The 20,319-nt window shown below is 63.5% G+C and carries 16 protein-coding genes and 2 pseudogenes; 2 read left to right on the forward strand and 16 right to left on the reverse strand.

Going from position 1 to position 20,319, the window contains the following annotated elements:
• Positions 1–23: 23 nt before the first annotated feature.
• Entirely contained in the window at positions 24–1,841 is a 1,818-nt protein-coding gene (gene aceK, locus OKW40_RS17735) for a bifunctional isocitrate dehydrogenase kinase/phosphatase (RefSeq protein WP_429490750.1), read from the reverse strand.
• 39 nt (positions 1,842–1,880) lie between these two features.
• Positions 1,881–2,285 carry a MerR family transcriptional regulator gene (locus OKW40_RS17740; protein ID WP_429490752.1) on the reverse strand — a complete coding sequence of 135 codons (405 nt, stop codon included), beginning with the start codon at positions 2,283–2,285 and terminating at the stop codon, positions 1,881–1,883.
• 158 nt (positions 2,286–2,443) lie between these two features.
• Between OKW40_RS17740 and OKW40_RS17745 the strand changes: the two genes are divergently transcribed.
• Complete coding sequence (locus OKW40_RS17745; RefSeq protein WP_429490754.1) at positions 2,444–3,517, forward strand: MBL fold metallo-hydrolase; 1,074 nt, start codon at positions 2,444–2,446, stop codon at positions 3,515–3,517.
• Positions 3,518–3,617: 100 nt separating this feature from the next.
• Here OKW40_RS17745 and OKW40_RS17750 read toward each other — a convergent pair whose 3' ends face one another.
• From OKW40_RS17750 to argS, 9 genes and pseudogenes are all read right to left on the reverse strand, one after another.
• Positions 3,618–4,061, reverse strand: a complete 444-nt coding sequence (locus OKW40_RS17750) for a lysozyme inhibitor LprI family protein (protein WP_429356514.1) — start codon at positions 4,059–4,061, stop codon at positions 3,618–3,620.
• Between the two features lie 271 nt (positions 4,062–4,332).
• Positions 4,333–5,900 (reverse strand): IS3 family transposase gene (locus OKW40_RS17755; RefSeq protein ID WP_090812387.1). Its coding sequence is split into 2 segments (ribosomal slippage): positions 4,333–5,462 and positions 5,462–5,900, totalling 1,569 coding nucleotides; the frame shifts between segments, so codons are not numbered across the junction.
• 12 nt (positions 5,901–5,912) lie between these two features.
• The gene (locus tag OKW40_RS17760) at positions 5,913–6,533 is read right to left on the reverse strand and encodes a hypothetical protein (protein WP_429490757.1); all 621 of its coding nucleotides are present in this window, start codon (positions 6,531–6,533) and stop codon (positions 5,913–5,915) included.
• 155 nt (positions 6,534–6,688) lie between these two features.
• Positions 6,689–8,276: pseudogene (locus OKW40_RS17765) on the reverse strand (ABC transporter substrate-binding protein).
• A gap of 281 nt (positions 8,277–8,557) precedes the next feature.
• Complete coding sequence (locus OKW40_RS17770) at positions 8,558–9,376, reverse strand: helical backbone metal receptor (protein ID WP_429490758.1); 819 nt, start codon at positions 9,374–9,376, stop codon at positions 8,558–8,560.
• A 3-nt stretch (positions 9,377–9,379) separates the two neighbouring features.
• Positions 9,380–10,153 carry an SDR family oxidoreductase gene (locus OKW40_RS17775; protein ID WP_429490760.1) on the reverse strand — a complete coding sequence of 258 codons (774 nt, stop codon included), beginning with the start codon at positions 10,151–10,153 and terminating at the stop codon, positions 9,380–9,382.
• A gap of 15 nt (positions 10,154–10,168) precedes the next feature.
• Positions 10,169–10,807, reverse strand: coding sequence for a thiol:disulfide interchange protein DsbA/DsbL (locus OKW40_RS17780; protein ID WP_184062632.1), 639 nt, complete (start codon positions 10,805–10,807; stop codon positions 10,169–10,171).
• A gap of 176 nt (positions 10,808–10,983) precedes the next feature.
• Positions 10,984–11,781 carry an SPOR domain-containing protein gene (locus OKW40_RS17785; protein ID WP_429490762.1) on the reverse strand — a complete coding sequence of 266 codons (798 nt, stop codon included), beginning with the start codon at positions 11,779–11,781 and terminating at the stop codon, positions 10,984–10,986.
• A gap of 79 nt (positions 11,782–11,860) precedes the next feature.
• Positions 11,861–13,651 (reverse strand): arginine--tRNA ligase, encoded by a 1,791-nt coding sequence (gene argS / locus OKW40_RS17790; protein WP_090802794.1) that lies wholly within the window; start codon positions 13,649–13,651, stop codon positions 11,861–11,863.
• A gap of 458 nt (positions 13,652–14,109) precedes the next feature.
• Here argS and OKW40_RS17795 point away from each other — a divergent pair, with 458 nt between their 5' ends.
• Complete coding sequence (locus OKW40_RS17795) at positions 14,110–14,436, forward strand: DUF1840 domain-containing protein (RefSeq protein WP_018419249.1); 327 nt, start codon at positions 14,110–14,112, stop codon at positions 14,434–14,436.
• A 131-nt stretch (positions 14,437–14,567) separates the two neighbouring features.
• Here the strand turns inward: OKW40_RS17795 and OKW40_RS17800 are convergent, their stop codons facing one another.
• The 5 genes and pseudogenes from OKW40_RS17800 to OKW40_RS17820 form a co-directional block, all read right to left on the reverse strand.
• Entirely contained in the window at positions 14,568–14,765 is a 198-nt protein-coding gene (locus tag OKW40_RS17800) for a hypothetical protein (protein WP_018419250.1), read from the reverse strand.
• Positions 14,766–14,954: 189 nt separating this feature from the next.
• Positions 14,955–17,684 (reverse strand): annotated as a pseudogene (gene metH, locus OKW40_RS17805) (methionine synthase); the annotation flags it as partial.
• A 59-nt stretch (positions 17,685–17,743) separates the two neighbouring features.
• On the reverse strand, positions 17,744–18,814 hold the full coding sequence (locus tag OKW40_RS17810) for a homocysteine S-methyltransferase family protein (protein WP_184062618.1): 1,071 nt from the start codon (positions 18,812–18,814) through the stop codon (positions 17,744–17,746).
• A 293-nt stretch (positions 18,815–19,107) separates the two neighbouring features.
• Positions 19,108–19,365 carry a BTH_I0359 family protein gene (locus OKW40_RS17815; protein ID WP_062125693.1) on the reverse strand — a complete coding sequence of 86 codons (258 nt, stop codon included), beginning with the start codon at positions 19,363–19,365 and terminating at the stop codon, positions 19,108–19,110.
• Between the two features lie 118 nt (positions 19,366–19,483).
• A complete protein-coding gene (locus OKW40_RS17820; protein WP_429490764.1) occupies positions 19,484–20,272 on the reverse strand; it encodes an alpha/beta fold hydrolase in 789 nt (262 codons plus the stop codon).
• Between the last annotated feature and the right edge of the window lie 47 nt (positions 20,273–20,319).

Below are 20,319 nucleotides of genomic sequence, written 5' to 3' on the forward strand. Positions count from 1 at the left end.
GCTGCGAACCCTTGTGGGATTCATCAAGCCACGCGCACATTTGGCTCGTTCGCCTGCGCATCGGCTGCTTCGGCGAACCGCTCCGGATAACGCACGCAGAAGCGCACGCTCGGGTCGTACGGGAAAAAATCGGGCAGCTCGCCCTTCAACAGAAAATCTTTGTATCGCTGCCACAGCTCGGGCTCGAAGAAATCCGCGTGATGCCGCATGAACGAGCGCCGCACGCGTGGATCGCCGAGCAGGAACGTGCCGTACGTCTCCGGGAAAATATCGTGCGGGCCTACCGCGTACCATGGCTCGTCCGACATTTCGTCTTCCTCGTTGCGCGGCGCCGGCACCGCACGCACATTGCAGTCGGTCAGGTATTCGATCTCGTCGTAGTCGTAGAACACGACGCGGCCGTGTCGCGTGACACCGAAGTTCTTGTACAGCAAGTCGCCGGGGAAGATGTTCGCCTGGATCAGATCCTTCACCGCGTCGCCGTATTCCTTGATGCCGTGCTCGACGTCGTCGTCGTTACCGTTCTGCAGGAACAGATTGAGCGGCACCATGCGTCGCTCTAGGTACAGATGGCGAATCACGAGGTTGTCGCCGTCGTACTCGATCAGCGACGGCACTTCCTTTTCGAGTTCGCGCAACAGCGTTTCGTCGAGCCGCGCGAGCGGCAGCGCGACGCTCGAATATTCGAGCGTGTCGGCCATCCGGCCGAGCCGGTCATGACGTTTGACGAGCAGATACTTCTGCTGGATCTGCGCGCGCGTGGTTTCCTTCGGCGGCGGAAAGTTGTCCTTGATCAGCTTGAACACGTAGGGGAACGACGGCAACGTGAACACCAGCATCACGAGCCCCTTGATGCCGGGCGCGACGATGAAGCGGTCGCTCGAATGCTTCAGGTGATGCAGCAGATCGCGATAGAACAGATTCTTGCCCTGCTTCTGCAGACCCACCGACGTATAGATTTCCGCCTTCGGCTTGCCCGGCATGATCGTGCGCAGAAACTCGACATACGCGGACGGCACTTCCATGTCGACCAGAAAATACGAGTGCGAGAAGCTGAAGATGATCAGCAACTGCTCGCGCTTGAGCAGCACGGTGTCGAGCGCGAGCACGCCCGGTTTCACGTGACGCAGCGGCACCGCGAACGGCAGCAGCGCTTCGCCGTTGATGATGCGCCCGACGATATACGCGCCCTTGTTGCGATAAAACAGCGACGACAACACGTGAATCTGGAAGTTCGGCGCTTCGTCGAACATGCCGAACGCTTCGCGAATCGACTGCATCACGCAGGCGACGTCGCGCGTCAGATCCTCGAACGGCGGATCGAGCTGGAAGTTCGTGATGACCCGTTCGAGCGTTGCGGCAAGTCCATCGGTACCGGGGTAATACGCGCGGTAGGTCGGCTTCGCGGCCGGTTCGTCGTTCTCGATGTATTCGGTCGAGATCGCCGGGCGCACGAAAATGAAATCGTTGTTGAAGTACGAGCGATGCAGAATCTTGCAGGAAACCGAATTAAAGAAGGTTTCCGCGCATTCCGGCTGACGGTGCGTGGTCAGGAGGCCGATGTAGTGCAGCTTGATCTGCTGCCACACTTCGCTGTCGATGTTCTCCGCGTCGTACTCGTCTTCGAGCAACTGCACGCATTCCTGCACGCGATCGTCGTACGACGTGATGCGGTCGCGCGCGAGCTTTTGCAGGCCGTGCCAGTCGCCGGCTTCGAACAGCGTCTTCGCGTGGATCGCCGCGTCGCGAAAGATCCGGTAGTGACGGTCGAACCCATCGAGCATCGTCTGCGCGACGTCGAAACCGATTTGCGACGATAACAGCTTGGGGAAGTGATTCATCACGCGCGCTCCGCAAACGCCGGTCAGAGTCAGGCCGCTTCAGGCAGGCTTCGCGTCGTGCCTCGCGCCATCGAGCAGCGCGCGCGCCTGCGCTTCATACTGCGCGAGATCTTCGAGCGTCGCGTCGAGATCTTCTCGCTGACGTTCGAGCACTTCGCGATGACGCGCGACCGTCGCGAGGAACGCGTGCAACTGCTGTACGGTATCGGTCGGCGATTCGTAGACGTCGAGCAGGTCACGGATCTCCGACAGCGTGAAGCCAAGCCGTTTGCCGCGCAAGGTGAGCTTCAGACGGGTGCGGTCGCGGCCCGAATAGACGCGCCGCAAGCCGCTCGAACCCTCGCGGCTCGGTGAGAGTAAACCCTGGTCTTCGTAGAAACGGATCGCGCGTGGCGTGACGTCGAATTCGCGCGCCAGCTCGGTAATCGTGTATTGCGTATTCATCGGGACATCTCGTGGCCGCTTGGTCGGCACAAAACCGGATTGGACGATAGAATCGACGTTTACGTTATCGTCAACCTGAGCGGAAAGCAACCACAACCCGGCCGACCGGCATCGCACACCTCGCCATGCCGGAGGGTCGTCGGAGGAAGACAGTCCCCATGAATGCACTCGAACACCAGCTCGAATACCCCTTCAACGACACGATGCCCGACGCGGGCCGCACGATGGAAGTCGCGCCCGGCGTGCTTTGGCTGCGCATGCCGCTGCCATTCGCGCTCGACCATATCAACCTGTGGCTGCTGCGCGATGAGATCGATGGCCAGCAAGGCTGGACCGTGGTCGATTGCGGCATCACGTCGGACACGATCAAGGCGAATTGGGAGAGCGTGTTCGAATCGGTGCTCGACGGCCTGCCGGTGCTGCGCGTGATCGTCACGCATTGCCATCCGGATCACATCGGCCTCGCGCATTGGGTGTGCGGCGGTGGCGATAAAAAGCGTTGGGACGCGCGACTGTGGATGACGCTTGGCGAATACATGCAGGCGCGCGTGATGGCGACCGGCGACGGCTCGAACGCGGGTGGCGAGGCCGCGGCGCGGCACTTCGCGCGGCACGGTCTGACCGACGCCGAATCGCTCGAGAAACTGCGCAATCGCAATAGCTACTACGCGAGCCTCGTGCCGGCGATTCCGGGGCAATACCGTCGTTTGCGCGAAGCCGAGGACGTGAGGATTGGCGGTAGGACGTGGCGCGTGGTGACGGGCTTCGGCCATTCGCCGGAACACTGTGCGCTGCACTGCGCGCAAACCGGCACGCTGATTTCCGGCGATATGGTGCTGCCGCGCATTTCGACCAACGTGTCGGTGTTCGATATTGAGCCTGAGGGTTCGCCGCTCGAACTGTATCTGGAGTCGCTCGGCCGCTACGAGACGATGCCTGAAGACACGCTCGTGCTGCCGTCGCATGGCAAGCCGTTTCGCGGCGTGCGCACGCGCATTCAGCAACTGCGCGAGCATCACGACGCGCGGCTCGCCGAAGTGCGCGAAGCATGTGCGGAAAAGCCGCGCAGCGCCGCCGATATCGTGCCGTTGATGTTCAAGCGCCAGCTCGATATCCATCAGATGACATTCGCGATGGGTGAGGCGCTCGCGCATTTGCATCTGCTGTGGCGGGCGGGGGATTTGAAGCGGACGCAGGATGCGGATGGGGTGATTCGGTTTGCGGCGGTGTGATCTCGGCCGTTGGCTGCGGCCGTAGAACCGAGGACGCATAGGCCCGCGCTACGCGGAGGCACTGAGCGGCGCAACGATGCCAGGCGTCCTTTCGTGCGAACTACTTCAACGGCAAGCCGGAGGCAGCGTCGCGTAGTTGCTGGGCTCGCCGGTTGTTGAGTTCGGAAATGCAAGCCAAACGGCCCAATTCGTGCGAATTGCCAGCCCCACCACCACTTAGCGAAGCTGCGAATTCGCATTGAGCCTTGCGGTACTCCGCGAATTTCCTGTTTGATGCGACGAGTTTTGCCCTGGCCTGGTTGACGTACTTGTTGTCTTCATCCCATTCGGAGAGGGTGCCAGCCATCTTCTCCTCGGCTCGTTTGAGGGCCTTCAGACTGGCCTCTGCTTTCTCTGCCAGACAGTCCCGCATTCCCGCTTGCGAGAACGCGCTGCATTCCTCGCGCAGAGCCCGTTCGCTTGCAACGGGAGCAGTTGAGGCCGCAAGGACCATCGTTGGCAGGTAGGCGGTCAAACCGAAACAGATCAGCTTCATCGTGCGCATAGGGCTACCTTTCCTTTGCGCACCATTGACAAAGCGTAATCAAGCTTCCTGGCGTAGTTGGGGTCGCCCCCTCCGTTGTAACGCTCCGCTATCACTGGCGCGGACATGGGACGCCAGCTTGTAACAGCGTTTTGAACTGAAGCTTTCCGGTACTTCAACACTTGTCCGGGGCGCAGAACAGTGGCGGTGGGATTCAGTTTTTTTAACGTGTCGATCGTGGTGCCCTGAGCCCTCGCCATCTCGGCGCGCGTCAAGCAAGTTGTCGCCTCACTCATGCAGCCAGAGGCTGTTTATTTGCGCTGATCGACGCCATCTCGACGACTGAGTCGCGTTCGGGGTTAAGCGTCACGGCACCAACCGGTGTCCAGTTGCGCGTGTGGCGCGACCAGCGGGCCGGATTGCGCTCGCGGGCCCTCTCGTAAAGTGCATGCCGAGCGGCGAGAAGCGCACGATCGTCACCGGCGTGACGCTGCGCAGGCGTCACGTAGCGGATGCCACTATGACGATGCTCGAAGTTGTACCACTGCACGAAGCCGGCAGCCCAGGTGCGAGCAGCGTTCAGGTCCTCGAAGCCTGTGACCGGAAACTCCGGCCGGTACTTCGCGGTTCGGAACAGCGCCTCGGCATAGGCGTTGTCGTCGCTGACCCGGGGGCGCGAGTACGACGGCTTGATGCCCAGCCAGTGCAGCATCGCCAGCACGGTCGTGGCCTTCAGCGTCGCCCCGTTATCGCCGTGCAGCACCGGCCGGGCCTCAAGGGCGGCAATGCCTTCGGAGAGCGCCGTACGACGTACGAGATGAGCAGCGTGTTCGGCCGCGTCGCTGTCGTGCACCTCCCAGCCGACAATCTTGCGGCTGTACAGGTCCAGAATCAGGTACAGGTGGAACCATCGCCCTGTGACCGTTGCCGGCAAATAGGTCATGTCCCAGCACCACACCTGGCGCGGCGCGGTTGCAACGTGCGTGGTCGGCGGCCGGCCGCTCGAAGGAGTTCTGGCACGGCCACGGCGCCTCATCTGCCCATGCTCGCGCAGCACGCGTGCAAAGGTCGATTCGCTGGCGATATACACGCCTTCGTCAGCCAGCATCGGCACGATGCGCGCCGGTGGCATGTCGGCAAAGCGCGGCTCGCTGGCTACGCGCAGCACGTTTTCCCGCTCCTGCGGGCTCAAGGTGTGCGCGGGCAGCAGGCGCATCGCGCCGGGCCTGGCGTCGCCAGTGACGAGCCCTTGATTGGCCCTCCAGCGCTGCAGGGTACGCACGTCGATTCCGGCCACCTCGCAGGCCAGGCGCAACCGTGCGCCAGCCAGTCTTGCCGAATCGATTTCCCGGGCCAGGAACTGGCGATCTTCGAGGCCGATCATTCGTCCTCGCCCTTGTCCGTGTTGAAGATCGCCCCGAGTTTTTTTGAAAGAACCAGCAATGCGGCTGCCTCGGCCAGTGCTTTCTCCTTGCGCCGCAGTTCGCGTTCCAGTTCCTTGATGCGACGCTGGTCCTGCTTCGTCTGCTGTGGACTCGCACGGGCCTCTTCGGGCTCGGCCAGCGCCTGCGTGGCCGCTTGCCGCCACTGCGCCAGTTCCTGCGGATACACGCCATGCTCGCGGCACCACGCATTGCGGGCCGTCTCGTCCATCGCTGCCGTGCTCAACACCGCTTCGAAACGCGCGGCCGCTGTCCATGCCCGCTCGCGAGCGGGCATGGACAGCGCATCACTGCGCCAGCGCTCCAGCGTCTGCGCGCCCACACCGATCTCTCGCGCAACCTCTTCCACTGATGCGCTCTCCGGCGGCAGCAACCGCGCCACTGCTCTGTCCTTGAATGTCTTTCCGTAACGCGCCAACTTGTTCTCTCTTTATCGCCCCCAGATTCCAATTTTATCCAGGCGACAACCAATGTGACGCGGGGGGATCTTGTCGAGGCTATCTCCTGGCCTCACCGCGATTTCGTAAACCTCAGGGTCAGCACCAAGTACGCTTCTGTACTTAAAATGTGCCATGCGCATTAGCAAATAACCAATACCAGCACGAATGTTATACGCCGGTATCGTTCTGACAGAGGCCATTGTCAGCCGTCCTATCCAGGCTGACGGCACAATCAAATCACCGCCTTCTTTGCGTGAAAGCAGCGATGCTAATCCAGGATCGCCTGCAACCCCGATTTGCATCGGCTTGGCGTTCCACTGAGGATCGTGGGCACCTGTTTCGACCCACAACATCGCCTTGATAAGCTGCCAGTCCAAGGGCACGTACCCGGAAGTGCCGTGAAGATAGCGGTTGTACTCATGGACTGCCATCTGGATCTCGCAGTCCCAGGAATTCCATTTGGCATCGCTTACAGCCTTGCTAACGTCATCCTGCCACCGTTCAAAACCTGTCCGCGTTGGAGCTTGCATTGCCATAACCATTCCTTCTGTCAAAGTGTGGGCGGCTACTTTGCAAGCAATTATCAGCTTCTTGACTGAGGAAAATTGCATTAGGAATCGGTCTGGCGGGCGAAGGCCCGAGATCACGTCGAAAAAAAGGTTACGCAGTGTCAGATGCAACCAGCCAATTCGCGCGTTGAATAAAAAAACCCGGTTCAAAAACCGGGCTTTCTTGCAGGGCCGCCTGCGCTAACCGCAGTGCAAAATCACTGCACCACCACCGCCCCAAAATTCTGCCGCCCAAACGGACTCACGTGATACCCGCTCACGTTCGTGCGCGTGATCGCGGCAGCGGTCGGATAGCCGAGCGGAATCCACAGCGCTTCGTCGTGGATGATCTGCTGCGCGGCTTCATACGCTTTCGTGCGCTTGGCGATATCGGACGTCGCTCTGCCGTCGGCGATCAGCTTGTCGAGATCCTGATTACAGAAGCGCGCGAAGTTGATGCCCGACTTCACCGCGTTGCAACTGAAGAGCGGCGACAGATAGTTGTCCGGATCGCCGTTGTCGCCGGCCCAGCCCATGAACAGCGTGTCATGCTGACCCTGCTTCGCCTGCTTGATCAGCTCGCCCCATTCGATCACCTTTACGTCCGCCTTCACGCCGATCTTCGCGAAGTCGGCCTGCAGCAGTTCGGCGCCGGCCTTCGGATTCGGATTGAGCACGCTGCCATTCGGACGCACCCAGATCGTCGTTTCAAAACCAGTTCGGATAGCCCGCGTCGGCGAGCAGCTTCTTCGCCTTCGCCGGGTCGTACGGCCAGCCCTTGATCGAATGGTTGTAGCTCCACGTATTCGGCGGAAACGGGTTCACGGCCGGCGTCGCGGTGTTGTCGAACACGGTCTTCAGATATGTCGTGCGGTCGAACGCCATGTTCAGCGCGGCGCGCACCTTCTGGTTTTCAAGTGGCTTCTGCTGCGTGTTCAGCGCGACGAAGGCCGTCATGAACGCGGGCGTCTGCACGATCGCGAGCGACTTGTCGTTCTTCGCGTCGGCGAGATCCTGCGGCTTCGGCGACAGCGCGATCTGGCATTCGCCAGCCTTCACCTTCTGCGCGCGCACGGTCGCGTCCGGCGTGATCGCGTAGATCAGGCGCTCGATCTTCGGCTTCGGTCCCCAGTAGGTCGGGTTCGCGTCATAACGGATCACCGCGTCTTTCGTATAGCTTTTCAGCACGAACGGGCCGGTGCCGATCGGCTTCGCATTCAGATCGACCTGCTTGCCGGCCTTCAGCAACTGGTCCGCGTACTCGGCCGAATAGATCGACGCGAAGCCCATCGTCAGGATCGACAGGAACGTCGCGTTCGGCTCGTTCAGCTCGAACTTGACCGTGTTGTCGTCGACCTTGGTAATCGACTTGATCAGCTTCGGCAGCCCCATCGATTGCGCATGCGGGAAGCCGCTCGCGCCCGCCACCTTGTGCCACGGATTGCTGTCGTTGAGCATACGGTCGAACGTGAAGATCACGTCGTCGGCATTGAGCGCGCGGGTGGGCTTGAAGTAGTCGGTGGTTTGGAACTGCACGTTGGGGCGCAGGTGGAACGTGTACGTCAGGCCGTCGGGGCTCACTTCCCACTTGTCGGCGAGCGCGGGCACGACCTTCTTCGCGGCTTCGTCGAACGACACCAGCGAGTTGAAGATCACGTCGGCCGATGCATTCGTCGTGACGAGCGAATTGAACTGCACGACGTCGAAGCCGTCGGGGCTCGATTCGGTACAGACGGTCAACGGTTTGGCGAGCACGAGCGCGGGCGCAGTGAGCAGGATGGCGGCTGCGAGCAGTTTGAAGCGCATAGGATCTCCGGTAACGAGCGCAGTCAGGCAGTGCGTCTGGTTGTGTTTATGGCGGCGATGCGTGAGCGGGCAGGTCAGCGGTCCCGGCGCGCGCGTCGCCACGATTGTGATACGTTCCCGGCGCCGTCGTACAGGTCGGGCGATCCCGGCCCGAGGCCTGGGGGCCGGCCTTCGAGGCCTGGCCGGCGGCGCGCCTTCGCGAAAGCTTATCGAAGCGCCATTTTGGCGACAACAATTTAATCGACATATCCATATGGGGGCGGCGCGACCATGCCGCCGCCTCAGGCTGCGGCGGCCTGACGCAGCAGGTAGCCGATGCCACTTATTGCGCGCACGCCGTACCACGACGTCATTTCCCCATCGATCAGATCGATGCGCTTGCCGGTGAGACGCGGATCGCGCGCGAGCGCATCGCGATGCGCGGCCGTGAAGCGGTACGGCTCGCTCGACAGCAGCACGCGCTCGACCTGCGCGAGCCACGGCGCGTCGTCGAAGTCGAGCGTGGGGTAACGCGCGGCGCCCGCGCTGCCGCCGCGCACGTCGGGCAGCGTATGCCAGTTCACGAGGCGCAGCATCGCGGCGATGTAGGTGTCGCGTGCGACGCTCATCCACGGTTCGCGCCAGATCAGGTACAGCACGCTCTGCGCGGCGAAGGCGTGAGCGCCGGCTTCGCGCAGACGCGCTTCGAGCGAGTCGCTCAAGCGCCGCGCTTCTTCTTCACGCCCGAAGATCGCGCCGAGCAGCGCGAACAGCGCGAGGTTGTCGTGCGGCGTCTGCGGATGGGTGACGACGATGTGCGGCACGAACGCGCGCAGTTGCTCGACGGTGTCGCGTTCGTTCTCGTCGACATTGACGATCAGATGGGTGGGGCGCAGCGCGCGGATCGCGTCCAGTTTGACGGCCTTCGTGCCGCCGACCTTCGGCACCGCCCGGACCTTGTCGTGCGGATGCACGCAAAAGCCGGTGCGCCCGACGATCTGCCGTTCGAGGCCGAGCGCGAAAAGCGTTTCGGTGAGGCTCGGCACCAGCGACACGATGCGCGCGTCGGTGCCCGCGGATTCGTGCGCGACGCCGGCTGCATCGACCGCACGGGACTGCATGGCTTACTCGGTGGCGGCGCGCGGCTTGCGCGGCGCGCGTTCGAACACGCGGTCGTAGAGCCAGCGCGGCAGCACATGCAGCAGCATCGCGGCCACGCGCATCTGCCACGGAAACACCCCGAACGACGTCTGCCGTTCGACTGCCCGCGCGACCTTCGCCGCGAAACGGTCGGGGTCCATCAGGAACGGCATGTTGTACGGATTGTGCTCGGTCATCGGCGTGCGGATATAGCCGGGCGCGATCGTGACGACCCCCACGTCGAACGGCCGCATCTCGACGCGCAACGCCTCGAGATACTTCAGGGCCGCCGATTTCGACGCGCTGTACGCGCCCGAACCGGGCAAGCCGCGCACGCCCGCGACGCTCGCAATGCCGACCAGCGTGCCGCGCTTCGATGCGGCCATCACGGCGGCAAATGGCTCGAACGTCGCGACCATGCCGAAGTAATTGATGTCCATCACCTCGCGGAACGTGCGCAGATCGCCGTGACCCGTCAGCGCGCCGCGGCTGATGCCGGCGTTGGCGATCACGACGTCCGGCACGCCGTGCGCGGCGATGAAGCGCGCGGCCGCATCGGCGAGCGCTTCTGCGTCGCGCACGTCGACTGCATAGATCGAGACGGTGTTCTGGGGATGGGACCGCTGGAACGCGGCGAGCGCGTCGCCGCGGCGGGCGACGAGGCCGAGAATCGCGCCGCGCCGTGCGTATTCGCCGGCGAGCGCGAGGCCGATGCCGCTCGAAGCGCCGGTAATGAAAACCTTCAGCGGAGAGCTCATACCGGCGCCTCGTGATTACATCTTCTTGGCGCGGACTTGCGAGACGAGGTAGTCGAGCACCTGGATCGTGCCCGGCAGGGTGCCGGTCGCGGCCGGGCCGGTTTCATACTTGCCCTGCACCGCGAGCGTCGGCACGCCGTCGATCTTGTAGTCGTCGAGCAGCTTCTTGTCCTTCTGCAACGCGCTTTGCGTCGAGAACGAGTTGTACGCTTCCATGTACTTCTTCGGATCGACGCCGAGCGTCGCGAGGTATTTGCTCTGGTCTTCCGGCGTCAGCAGATAGTTCTTGTTGACATGGATTTCGTTGAACACCTTCGGCGTCAGTTCGTTCGCGACGCCGAGCGCGTCGAGCGCGTGGTACATCTTCGAGTGCGGGATGAAGTCGTCGCGGAAGGCGACCGGCACGCGGCGGAACACGACGTCCGGGCCCTGCTTCTTGACCCAGGCTTCGAGGAACGGGTCGAATTCATTGCAATGCGGGCAGCCGTACCAGAAGAATTCGATGACTTCGATCTTGCCGGCCGGCACGTCGGTCGGTTGCGGCGAGGCCAGCACGGTGTAGTCCTTGCCGGCAACCGGCGCGGTCGGCGACGCATGCGCGCTGGCCCCGATCAGGCCCAGCGAGAGAAACAGGATGCTCAGCAGCTTTTTCATGTTGTGTAGACCCAGATAAGGCGGTAGCGCGGCGACGCCATGCGAAAGGCCCGTCGCCGCTGGTCGGATTCGGTGTGGCCGCCCGCCACAATACAGGTCGAAGCGGCCATCGTGCTTGTGACCCGCGCGCCGCGCGGATAGTTCGACGCACCGTGCGAGCCGGCATTACCGTTTATTTATTGTTTGGTGAAGCGGATCACCGCGGTATCGACACCCCCGTCCGACAGACGCTGACGGCTCGAATTCATGTCCTCGAACTTCGAGAACGGCCCGATGCGCACGCGGTAGTACGTGACGCCGCCGGCATCGCGCTGCGTGACCTTCGATTCGAAGCCCTGGAACGCGAGGCGCGCGCGTTGCTGTTCGGCATCGGCGGCGGTCTTGTACGCGCCGACCTGCAGGAAATAGCCGGTGTTCGCCTCGCCCGGTGCCGGAGCGGCAGCCGAGCCCGGCTTGGCGTTGGCGACCGTGGTCGCGCTCTTAGGCGCGGAGCCTGCCGCCGTGGCGGCCGGCGCGCTCGAGGTCTGCGGCTTCTTCGCCGGCGCCGGCGCGACGATGCCGCCGGTGCCGTTCTCCTGCGCGGGATTCGGCGCGACCGCCGTGCCGTTGTTATTCGCGTTGCCGCCCGACGGCGGCACTTCGACGATCTGCGGTTCTTCGAGCATGCCCGACTGGGTCTGGGCGTTGGTCTGGCCCGGCGCGGTGTTCGGCGGAGCCGGTTGCGCGGCCTGCGGCACCGGCTGGCCCGGCGTCTTGCCTTGCAGCGGACGGTTCGGATCGTATTGCGGCTGGCTCGCACCGTTGTCGGTCGCCGCTGGCGGCGCGACCTTCGACACGAACGGCGTAGGTGCACGGGTGATATACAGCGCCACCACTACCGCGATCGCCAGGCCGACGATCAGGCCCAGCACGATGCCGAGAAAAGTGCCCCCGGTTTGCTTCGATTGCTTTGTTGTGCGGCGTGGTTTTGCCATCGTACGAATCACCTGCAAAAAGAATCCAGGAACGGCCGCCGATTATAACGACGGCCGCGCGCATATTACGCTGGAGGAGTTACATCTTGACGGGAGCGGAGACGCCGATCGTCGCGAGACCGTTGGCCAGCACCTGGCGCGTGGCCGCGAGCAGCGCGACGCGAGCGTTGCGTTCGGCCGCATCGTCGACCAGCACGCGCTCGGCACGGTCATTGTAGAACGAGTGAAATTCGCCGGCGAGTTCGCGCAGGTAGAAGGCGACCGCGTGCGGCGCGAGTTCGTCGGCGGCGTGCTGCAGCATGTCCGGGAATTCGGCGAGCTTGTTGAGCAGCGCCATCGAGCGCTCGCTTGTCAGCGGCGCGAAGTCCACGCTCGCGAGCGCGTTCTCATCCAGGCCGTAGCGCGCGTTGCACTCGGCGATCACCGAGCAGATGCGCGCGTGCGCATACTGCACATAGTGCACCGGATTCTCGTCGTTCTGCTTCAGCGCGAGGTCGATGTCGAACACGAACTCGGTGTCCGCCTTGCGCGAGATCAGGAAAAAGCGCACCGCGTCGCGGCCGCGGCGAATGGTTTCCTCGTCGATCAGATCGACGGCCGCTTCCGAGCCCGGCGTCGCGCCGCCCGACCATTCGATCAGGTCGCGCACCGTCACGTAGCTGCCCGCGCGCTTCGAGATCTTCACCTCTTCGCCGTTGCGCATGACCGTGACCATCTTGTGCAGGATGTAGTCGGGGTAGCCCTTCGGAATGCCGATGCCGAGACCCTGCAGACCTGCGCGCACGCGCGCAATCGTGCCGTGGTGATCCGAGCCCTGCACGTTGATGACCTTGGTGAAGCCGCGCTCCCACTTCGCGACGTGATAGGCAACGTCCGGCACGAAGTACGTGTAGGTGCCGTCGGTCTTGCGCATCACGCGGTCTTTGTCGTCGCCGTCGTCGGTGGTGCGCAGCCACAGCGCACCTTCCTGCTCGTAGGTCTTGCCCGCGGCGATCAGCGCGTCGACCGTTTTCTCGACGCGGCCTTCCGTGTACAGCGACGACTCCAGGTAGTACTGGTCGAACTTCACGCCAAACGCCTGCAGGTCCATGTCCTGCTCGCGACGCAGATACGTGACGGCGAAGCGGCGGATCGCCTCGAGGTCCTCGACGTCGCGCGCGCCGGTGACGGGCTCGCCGTCGCTCGCCTCGACCGTGATGCCGTTCAGATAGTCTTTCGCGATATCGGCGATGTACTCGCCGTTATAGGCCGACGCGGGCCAGCCTTCGTCGCCGGGGGCGAGGCCGCGTGCGCGTGCCTGGGTCGACAGGGCGAGCGTGTGGATCTGCACGCCGGCGTCGTTGTAGTAGAACTCGCGGTGCACGTCCCAGCCCTGCGACGCGAGCACGTTCGCGAGCGCGTCGCCGAGCGCGGCCTGGCGGCCGTGGCCGACGTGCAGCGGGCCGGTGGGGTTGGCCGACACGAACTCGATCAGCACGTGCTTGCCGGCGTCGCGCCGTGAGCGGCCGTACGCGTCCTTCTCGGCGAACACGGCGGCGATCACGCCTTGCTTGGCGGCGGCCGTGAGCCGCAGGTTGATGAAGCCAGGGCCCGCCACTTCGGCGGTGTCGATCAGGCCTTTGGCCTGCGGATTGACGAGCAGCGCATCGACGATCTGTTGCGCGAGCTGGCGCGGATTGGCGCGCAGCGGCTTGGCGAGCTGCATCGCGACGTTGCACGCGACGTCGCCGTGCGCGGCGACTTTCGGGCGCTCCAGCGCGATGGCGGGCGAGACGAAGGCGGCTTCCGTCGCGCCTTGGGTCGCAGTCGCGACCTGCTTCACCGTCTCGGCGAGCAGTGTTTCGAGTGTGTGTTTGTGTGCGGGCAGCATGCTTGTTGCGAGTCCAGTGAGGCAATCCGGTAAGGCGGAAGAGGCGCCGGCCGAGGCCGGTGTCGCAAGCGTTGAACGCGGCAGCGCTTTGCGGCGCCGATAGCTGCGCCGCCGGCAGAGTGTCCCCCAGGCGATGCGACGAGACGCAAGCAGCGCAACCCGGTGGACTCCGCTCGGCGGCCCGCCGGCACGCAGGCTCGCGCGGCATGCGGATCGCGGCCGATGGTTCGACGCCCCCGCTTGGCCCACGTGCGCGATGCTCGTCGAGCCTTGCCATACGTGGCGCTGGGCGGCGCGCTTTTCCGTTCAGACGGATTTTAGCAGGTGCTAATATGTTTAATGAGTTGCCCACGAGGGGCTGGGGCCGCCGCGCCTTGCCGGCGCCACGTCAGGCGCGCGCTGTTGCCGCCCTTGGGACGCTCATGCATTAACCCGACATAACGAAAAAGGGAACAGTCATGCTGATTACTTTCAAGTGCCACGCCTGCCCGGACGTGATGATGCTGGAGAATCTGGCGCAGTATCTGGTTGGCATTGTCGGCAAACGCCTTGGGCAGCGGGGCGTCATTACTCACGACGAACTGGGCCCGGCCATCGAGAAGCTCGAAGCGGCGATCACCTCCGACAAGCAGGAGCGCGCCGAGCACGAGGGCCATTTCCACGAGGGCGAAGACGGCCGCGATCGTCACGAGATTCCGCCCGGTCTCGCGCAGCGCGCGTATCCGTTCCTCGACATGCTGCGCGCGGCGCAGAAGGAAAACGCGGATATCGTCTGGGGGCTTTGATTTCTGCTGGGTCCCGAGCGCCGCGGCCCGGTCTCGGAAGGCCTTCATAAGCGCTTTTGGGGCGCACTCAAAGAAAGGAGCCCGCTTGACGCGGGCTCTTTGTCATTCAGAGGGCTTGTCGGCCTCGCCGCTCACTGGCTCGCGGGGGCCGCCGAGGCTGCCGCGCCTTTCTTCATCTTTTGCTTCTTCGCCTTTTTGACATGCGCCTCGGTGGGGGGCGAGTAGGAGCTGACCGCGCTCGATCCGCCCGGCGCGGCGGGTTGTGCGAGCGCCACGGAAGCGCCCGCGGCCAGCGAAACAGCGGTCAATAACAGTGTCAGCTTCTTCATACGATTTTTCTCCGTTGACGGTTGCAATCTCGGTGAGCCGGCGCGTTGTGCTCGCGCCTGACGGGATGAAAGCCGACTCAGTCTACAAAGCCGAAATTGCGGTGGCGCCAAATATTCTGTCTTTCGGACTCGATATAGTCGCGCATGCGCGGCTCGGGCCGCACGGCCCGGCCACGTATCGCTTCACGCTCAAAGCAACGGCGCCAACGCGCGCTCGGCGTCCGCTTTCGTGAGCGACATCCGCTGCGCGTAGTCGTCGAGCTGATCCGCGCCGATCTTGCCGACCGAGAAATAGGTGCTGTCCGGATGCGCGAGGTAGAAGCCCGACACGCTCGCCGCCGGCAGCATCGCCAGCGATTCGGTCACGCTCATGTTGATTTCGTTCGCCCGCAGCACGTCGAACATGTCGCGCTTGACGAGGTGGTCGGGGCAGGCCGGATAGCCTGGCGCCGGGCGGATGCCTCGGTATTTTTCGGCGATCAGCTCGTCGCTGGAGAGGTTTTCGCTGTTCGCGTAGCCCCACAGGTCGCGCCGCACGCGCGCGTGCAACGCTTCGGCGAATGCTTCGGCGAGCCGGTCCGCGAGCGCCTTCAGCATGATCGCGCTGTAGTCGTCGAGATCCTTCTCGAACTGCCTCTCCTTCACGTCGACGCCAAGACCCGCCGTCACCGCGAACATGCCGATGTAGTCGGCGACGCCCGAGTCCTTCGGCGCGATGAAGTCGGCCAGCGAGCGGTTCGGTCGCATCACCCCGTCGACCACCGGCCGCACGCTCTGTTGACGCAGATTGCGCCACGTCAGCGCGACTTCGGTGCGCGATTCGTCCGTGTAGATTTCGATGTCGTCGTCGTTCACCGTATTGGCCGGCAACAGCGTGATCACGCCGTTGGCCTGCAGCCAGCGGCCCTGAATCAGGCGCGCGAGCATCGACTTGCCGTCGGAGAACACGCGCCGCGCCGATTCGCCGACGATCTCGTCATTGAGAATCGCCGGATATGGGCCGGCGAGATCCCACGTCTGGAAGAACGGACCCCAGTCGATATAGTTCGCGAGCTCGTTCAGATCGAAGTTCTTGAACACGCGCCGGCCGATGAACTTCGGCTTGACCGGCTGATAGCCTGCCCAGTCGATCTTCGTCTTATTGGCGCGCGCTTGCGCGAGCGTGACCATCGGCTGTGCTTTTTTGTTCGCATGCTGATCGCGGATGCGGTTGTAGTCGGCGTTCAGTTCGTCGATGTACTTCGCGGCGCCCTCGTCGGACAGCAGGCTCGAGGCGACCGATACCGAGCGCGACGCGTCCGGGACGTAGACCACCGGCCCGTCGTAGTGCGGAGAGATCTTCACCGCCGTGTGCACACGCGAGGTCGTCGCGCCGCCGATCAGGAGCGGAATCTTCTTGACGCGGAAGTAGTCGTCGCGCTGCATTTCCGATGCGACGTAGGCCATTTCTTCGAGACTCGGCGTAATCAGGCCCGACAGCCCGATGATGTCCGCGCCCTCGACCTTCGCCTTCGCGAGGATCTCGCTGCACGGGACCATCACGCCCATGTTGACCACTTCGAAGTTGTTGCACTGGAGCACGACCGACACGATGTTCTTGCCGATGTCGTGCACGTCGCCCTTCACGGTCGCGATGACGATCTTGCCCTTGGCGCGCACGTCGCCGCCGGCCGCCGCGAGCTGGCGCTTTTCTTCCTCGATGAACGGGATCAGATGCGCGACCGCCTGCTTCATTACGCGCGCCGACTTCACGACCTGCGGCAGGAACATCTTGCCCTGGCCGAACAGGTCGCCGACGATGTTCATGCCGTCCATCAGCGGACCTTCGATCACGTTGATCGGACGGCCGCCTGCAGCGGCGATCTTCGCGCGCACTTCCTCGGTGTCTTCGACGATGAACGTGGTGATGCCGCTCACGAGCGCATGCGCGAGACGCTTCTCGACCGGCTGCTTGCGCCACTCGAGGTTCTCTTCCTTCTTCGCGACGCCGCTTTTGAACTTGTCGGCGATTTCGAGCAGGCGGTCGGTGCCGTCTTGACGGCGATTCAGCACGACGTCTTCGACGAGCTCGCGCAGTTCGGGATCGAGTTCGGCATACACGCCGAGCTGGCCCGCGTTGACGATGCCCATGTCCATTCCCGCCTGGATCGCGTGATAGAGGAACACGGTGTGAATCGCCTCGCGCACCGGATCGTTGCCGCGGAACGAGAACGACACGTTCGACACACCGCCGCTCACCTTCGCGTACGGCAGGTTCTGCTTGATCCAGCGGGTCGCCTCGATGAAGTCGACCGCATAGTTGTTGTGTTCCTCGATGCCGGTCGCGATCGCAAAGATGTTCGGATCGAAGATGATGTCCTCGGGCGGAAAGCCGACTTCGTTGACGAGCACGTCGTACGAGCGCTTGCAAATCCCGGTCTTGCGCTGGAACGTATCGGCCTGGCCCTGTTCGTCGAACGCCATCACGACCGCAGCCGCGCCATAGCGGCGAATCAGCTTCGCATGATGAACGAACGCTTCCTTGCCTTCCTTCAGCGAGATCGAGTTGACGATCGCCTTGCCCTGCACGCACTTGAGACCCGCCTCGATCACGTCCCACTTCGACGAGTCGATCATGATCGGCACGCGCGCGATGTCCGGCTCCGACGCGATCAGATTCATGAAGCGGACCATTGCCGCTTTCGAATCGAGCATCGCCTCGTCCATGTTGATGTCGATTACCTGCGCGCCGTTCTCGACCTGGTGGCGCGCGACGGCCAATGCTTCGTCGAACTGATTGTTCAGGATCATTCGCGCGAACGCTTTCGAGCCGGTCACATTGGTGCGTTCGCCAACGTTGATGAAGAGCGTCCCGGACGTGACGTTGAACGGCTCGAGGCCGGCAAGGCGCATGGTGTGATCGGTCATGGCGTGTGTGCGAGTCGGGTGCGTGCGTTAAGGGACGTGCAGGGCGTCGGGGCGAAGTGTTTCAGGCGGGCTCAGGCCGCGTCGCGATACTGGCTCGGCCACTTGCGCGGCTTCAGCTCGGCGAGCGCCTTCGCGATCGCCGCGATGTGCTCGGGCGTCGTGCCGCAGCAGCCGCCCGCGATGTTCACGAGCCCCGCTTCGGCGAATTCCTTCAGCAGGCCAGAGGTATCCGCGGGCAATTCGTCGAAGCCGGTGTCGCTCATCGGGTTCGGCAGGCCGGCGTTCGGATAGCACGACACGTAGGTGTCGCACAGCTTCGCGAGCTCGGCGATGTACGGACGCATCAGCGCCGCGCCGAGCGCGCAGTTCAGGCCGAACGTGAGCGGCTTCGCGTGACGCAACGAGTTCCAGAAGGCCTCGACGGTCTGGCCCGACAGAATGCGGCCCGACGCATCGGTGACGGTGCCCGAGATCATGATCGGCAGACGCTCGCCGGTGTTTTCGAACAGCTCGTCGAGCGCGAACAGTGCGGCCTTCGCATTCAGCGTGTCGAAGATCGTTTCGACGAGGAACAGGTCCGCGCCGCCGTCGAGCAGCGCTTTCGCCTGCTCGTAGTACGCGGCGCGCAGTTCGTCGAAGGTCACGTTGCGCGCGCCCGGATCGTTGACGTCCGGCGAAATGCTGGCGGTTTTCGGCGTCGGGCCGATCGCGCCGGCGACGAAGCGCGGCTTGTCCGGCGTTGTGTATTTGTCGCACGCGGCGCGCGCGAGCTTCGCCGATTCGATGTTCATCTCGACGGCGAGCGATTCCATGCCGTAGTCGGCCTGCGCGACCGTGGTCGCGCCGAACGTGTTGGTCTCGATGATGTCCGAGCCCGCCGCGAGATACTGCTCGTGAATCTCGGCGATGATCTGCGGCTGGGTGATCGACAGCAGTTCGTTGTTGCCCTTGATGTCGCGCGCGTAGTCCTTGAAGCGCTCGCCGCGATAGCTGGCTTCGTCGAGCTTGTAGCGCTGGATCATCGTGCCCATCGCGCCGTCCAGAATCAGGATGCGCGAGTTCAGCAGCGCGGGCAGCGCTGCGCCGCGGGTGTAGGCGGGCTCCGAACGGACTGGCGTGATGGATTGAGCAGGCTGGGTCATGGCGGACGAGGGCTTGCGCCGGCGTTGGCGGAAAACCTGTCATTGTAGCCGCAGCCGGGCGGATACGCCCGCCGCGGAGGAGACTGCGAGGCGCGGCCGGCAAAATCGACCGATACGAACGCGCCGCGCCGGGAATTCACAAACGCGCTAACAAACGAGGCAATAAAAAACGGCCCGGCAAGCCAAAGCCTGCCGGGCCGTTTCGCTGCCGCCGACCGCTTGATGGAACCCGCCGGCAAAGCCGCGCGGTGCGGTCGATCGATGTCGCCAGAGCGCCAGCTGAACACCTCCAGTCAATGCAGGACCACCGGTTGATGCATCAGACTGTCGAATTGACCGAGGAATTCATCAACCTCGTCGAGCGTCGGCTCGCCTTCGATCAGCTTTTGCACATGCTCGCGAAAACGCGCCGCCATTGCCCCATCGATGTAGATTTCGCGCTGCATGTTCTTGTCGACAATCTCATAGCCGCCCGACTTCATGGCAAGCAGACCTTCCTGCGGAGGAAACTCGACGACACAGTAGTTAGGGCTGTTATAGATCATTTGCATGGCGACACTCCTTATTTCCGTTGGGCTCCTGCCCTTTTCTGCACCGTAGGTGGAGCATGTGGGATGGAATTCAAGGGGTGGGTCCGGACGACGCAAGTAAAAACTCCGGACCTGACGGTTAGACTCGCCGCTCCAGAAACGATTCAAGCAAGGCGGCAAAACGCTGTGATTGCTCGATTGGCGCGAGATGCGCGGCGTCCAGCAACTCGAAGCGGGCGCCCTCGATCGCCTCCGCTATTGCCTGCGTAGCAGCAGGGGGCGTGCCAGTGTCGTGACGTCCGGCTACCGTCAGCGTCGGCGAGCGGATTGCGCCGTGCTGGCCGCGAAGGTCGAAATCGCGCAGTGCCTCGCAGGCCATCGCAAAACCTTCCGGCGAGGTGCGCGCAAATGTCTCACGGATCGGCTCGACCGCTTCGGGATGGGCGGCCTGAAAGTCGGGCGTGAGCCAACGCGCGATCGTCGACGGTAACAGCGCCTCCATGCCGTCGCTGCGCGCGGTGTGGGCGCGCTGATTCCACAACTCACGGTTCTCGGGCGGAGTGCCGCCGGTGCTGTCGGCAATCGTCAGCGTGTCGATTCGCGATGGATGGTCGAGCGCGAACTGCTGCGCAATCATGCCGCCGAGCGACAGGCCGACCAGGTGCGTCGTCCGCGCGCCGAGGGCATCGAGCAGTTTGGCGAGATCGTCGGCCAGATCGCGCATGGCGAACGGCTCGCGCGCAACCGCGCTGTGGCCGTGGCCGCGCACGTCGTAGCGCAGCACCGTGTAATCGTCGCGGAAATAGCCTGCCATCTGATCCCAGATGGAAAGATCGCCGCCCAACTGATGGATGAACGTGAGCCACGGGCCGCCGCCTTCGTTGCTCAGCACGTAGCGTGTGTCGATACCGTTGATGTTCACTTGCATGCGGACTCCTTTGAAGGAAACGCAGTGAAAAAGCGCGGTGGGTCGCC

It is taken from the genome of Paraburkholderia sp. RAU6.4a (assembly GCF_050435625.1).
Lineage (GTDB): Bacteria > Pseudomonadota > Gammaproteobacteria > Burkholderiales > Burkholderiaceae > Paraburkholderia > Paraburkholderia tuberum.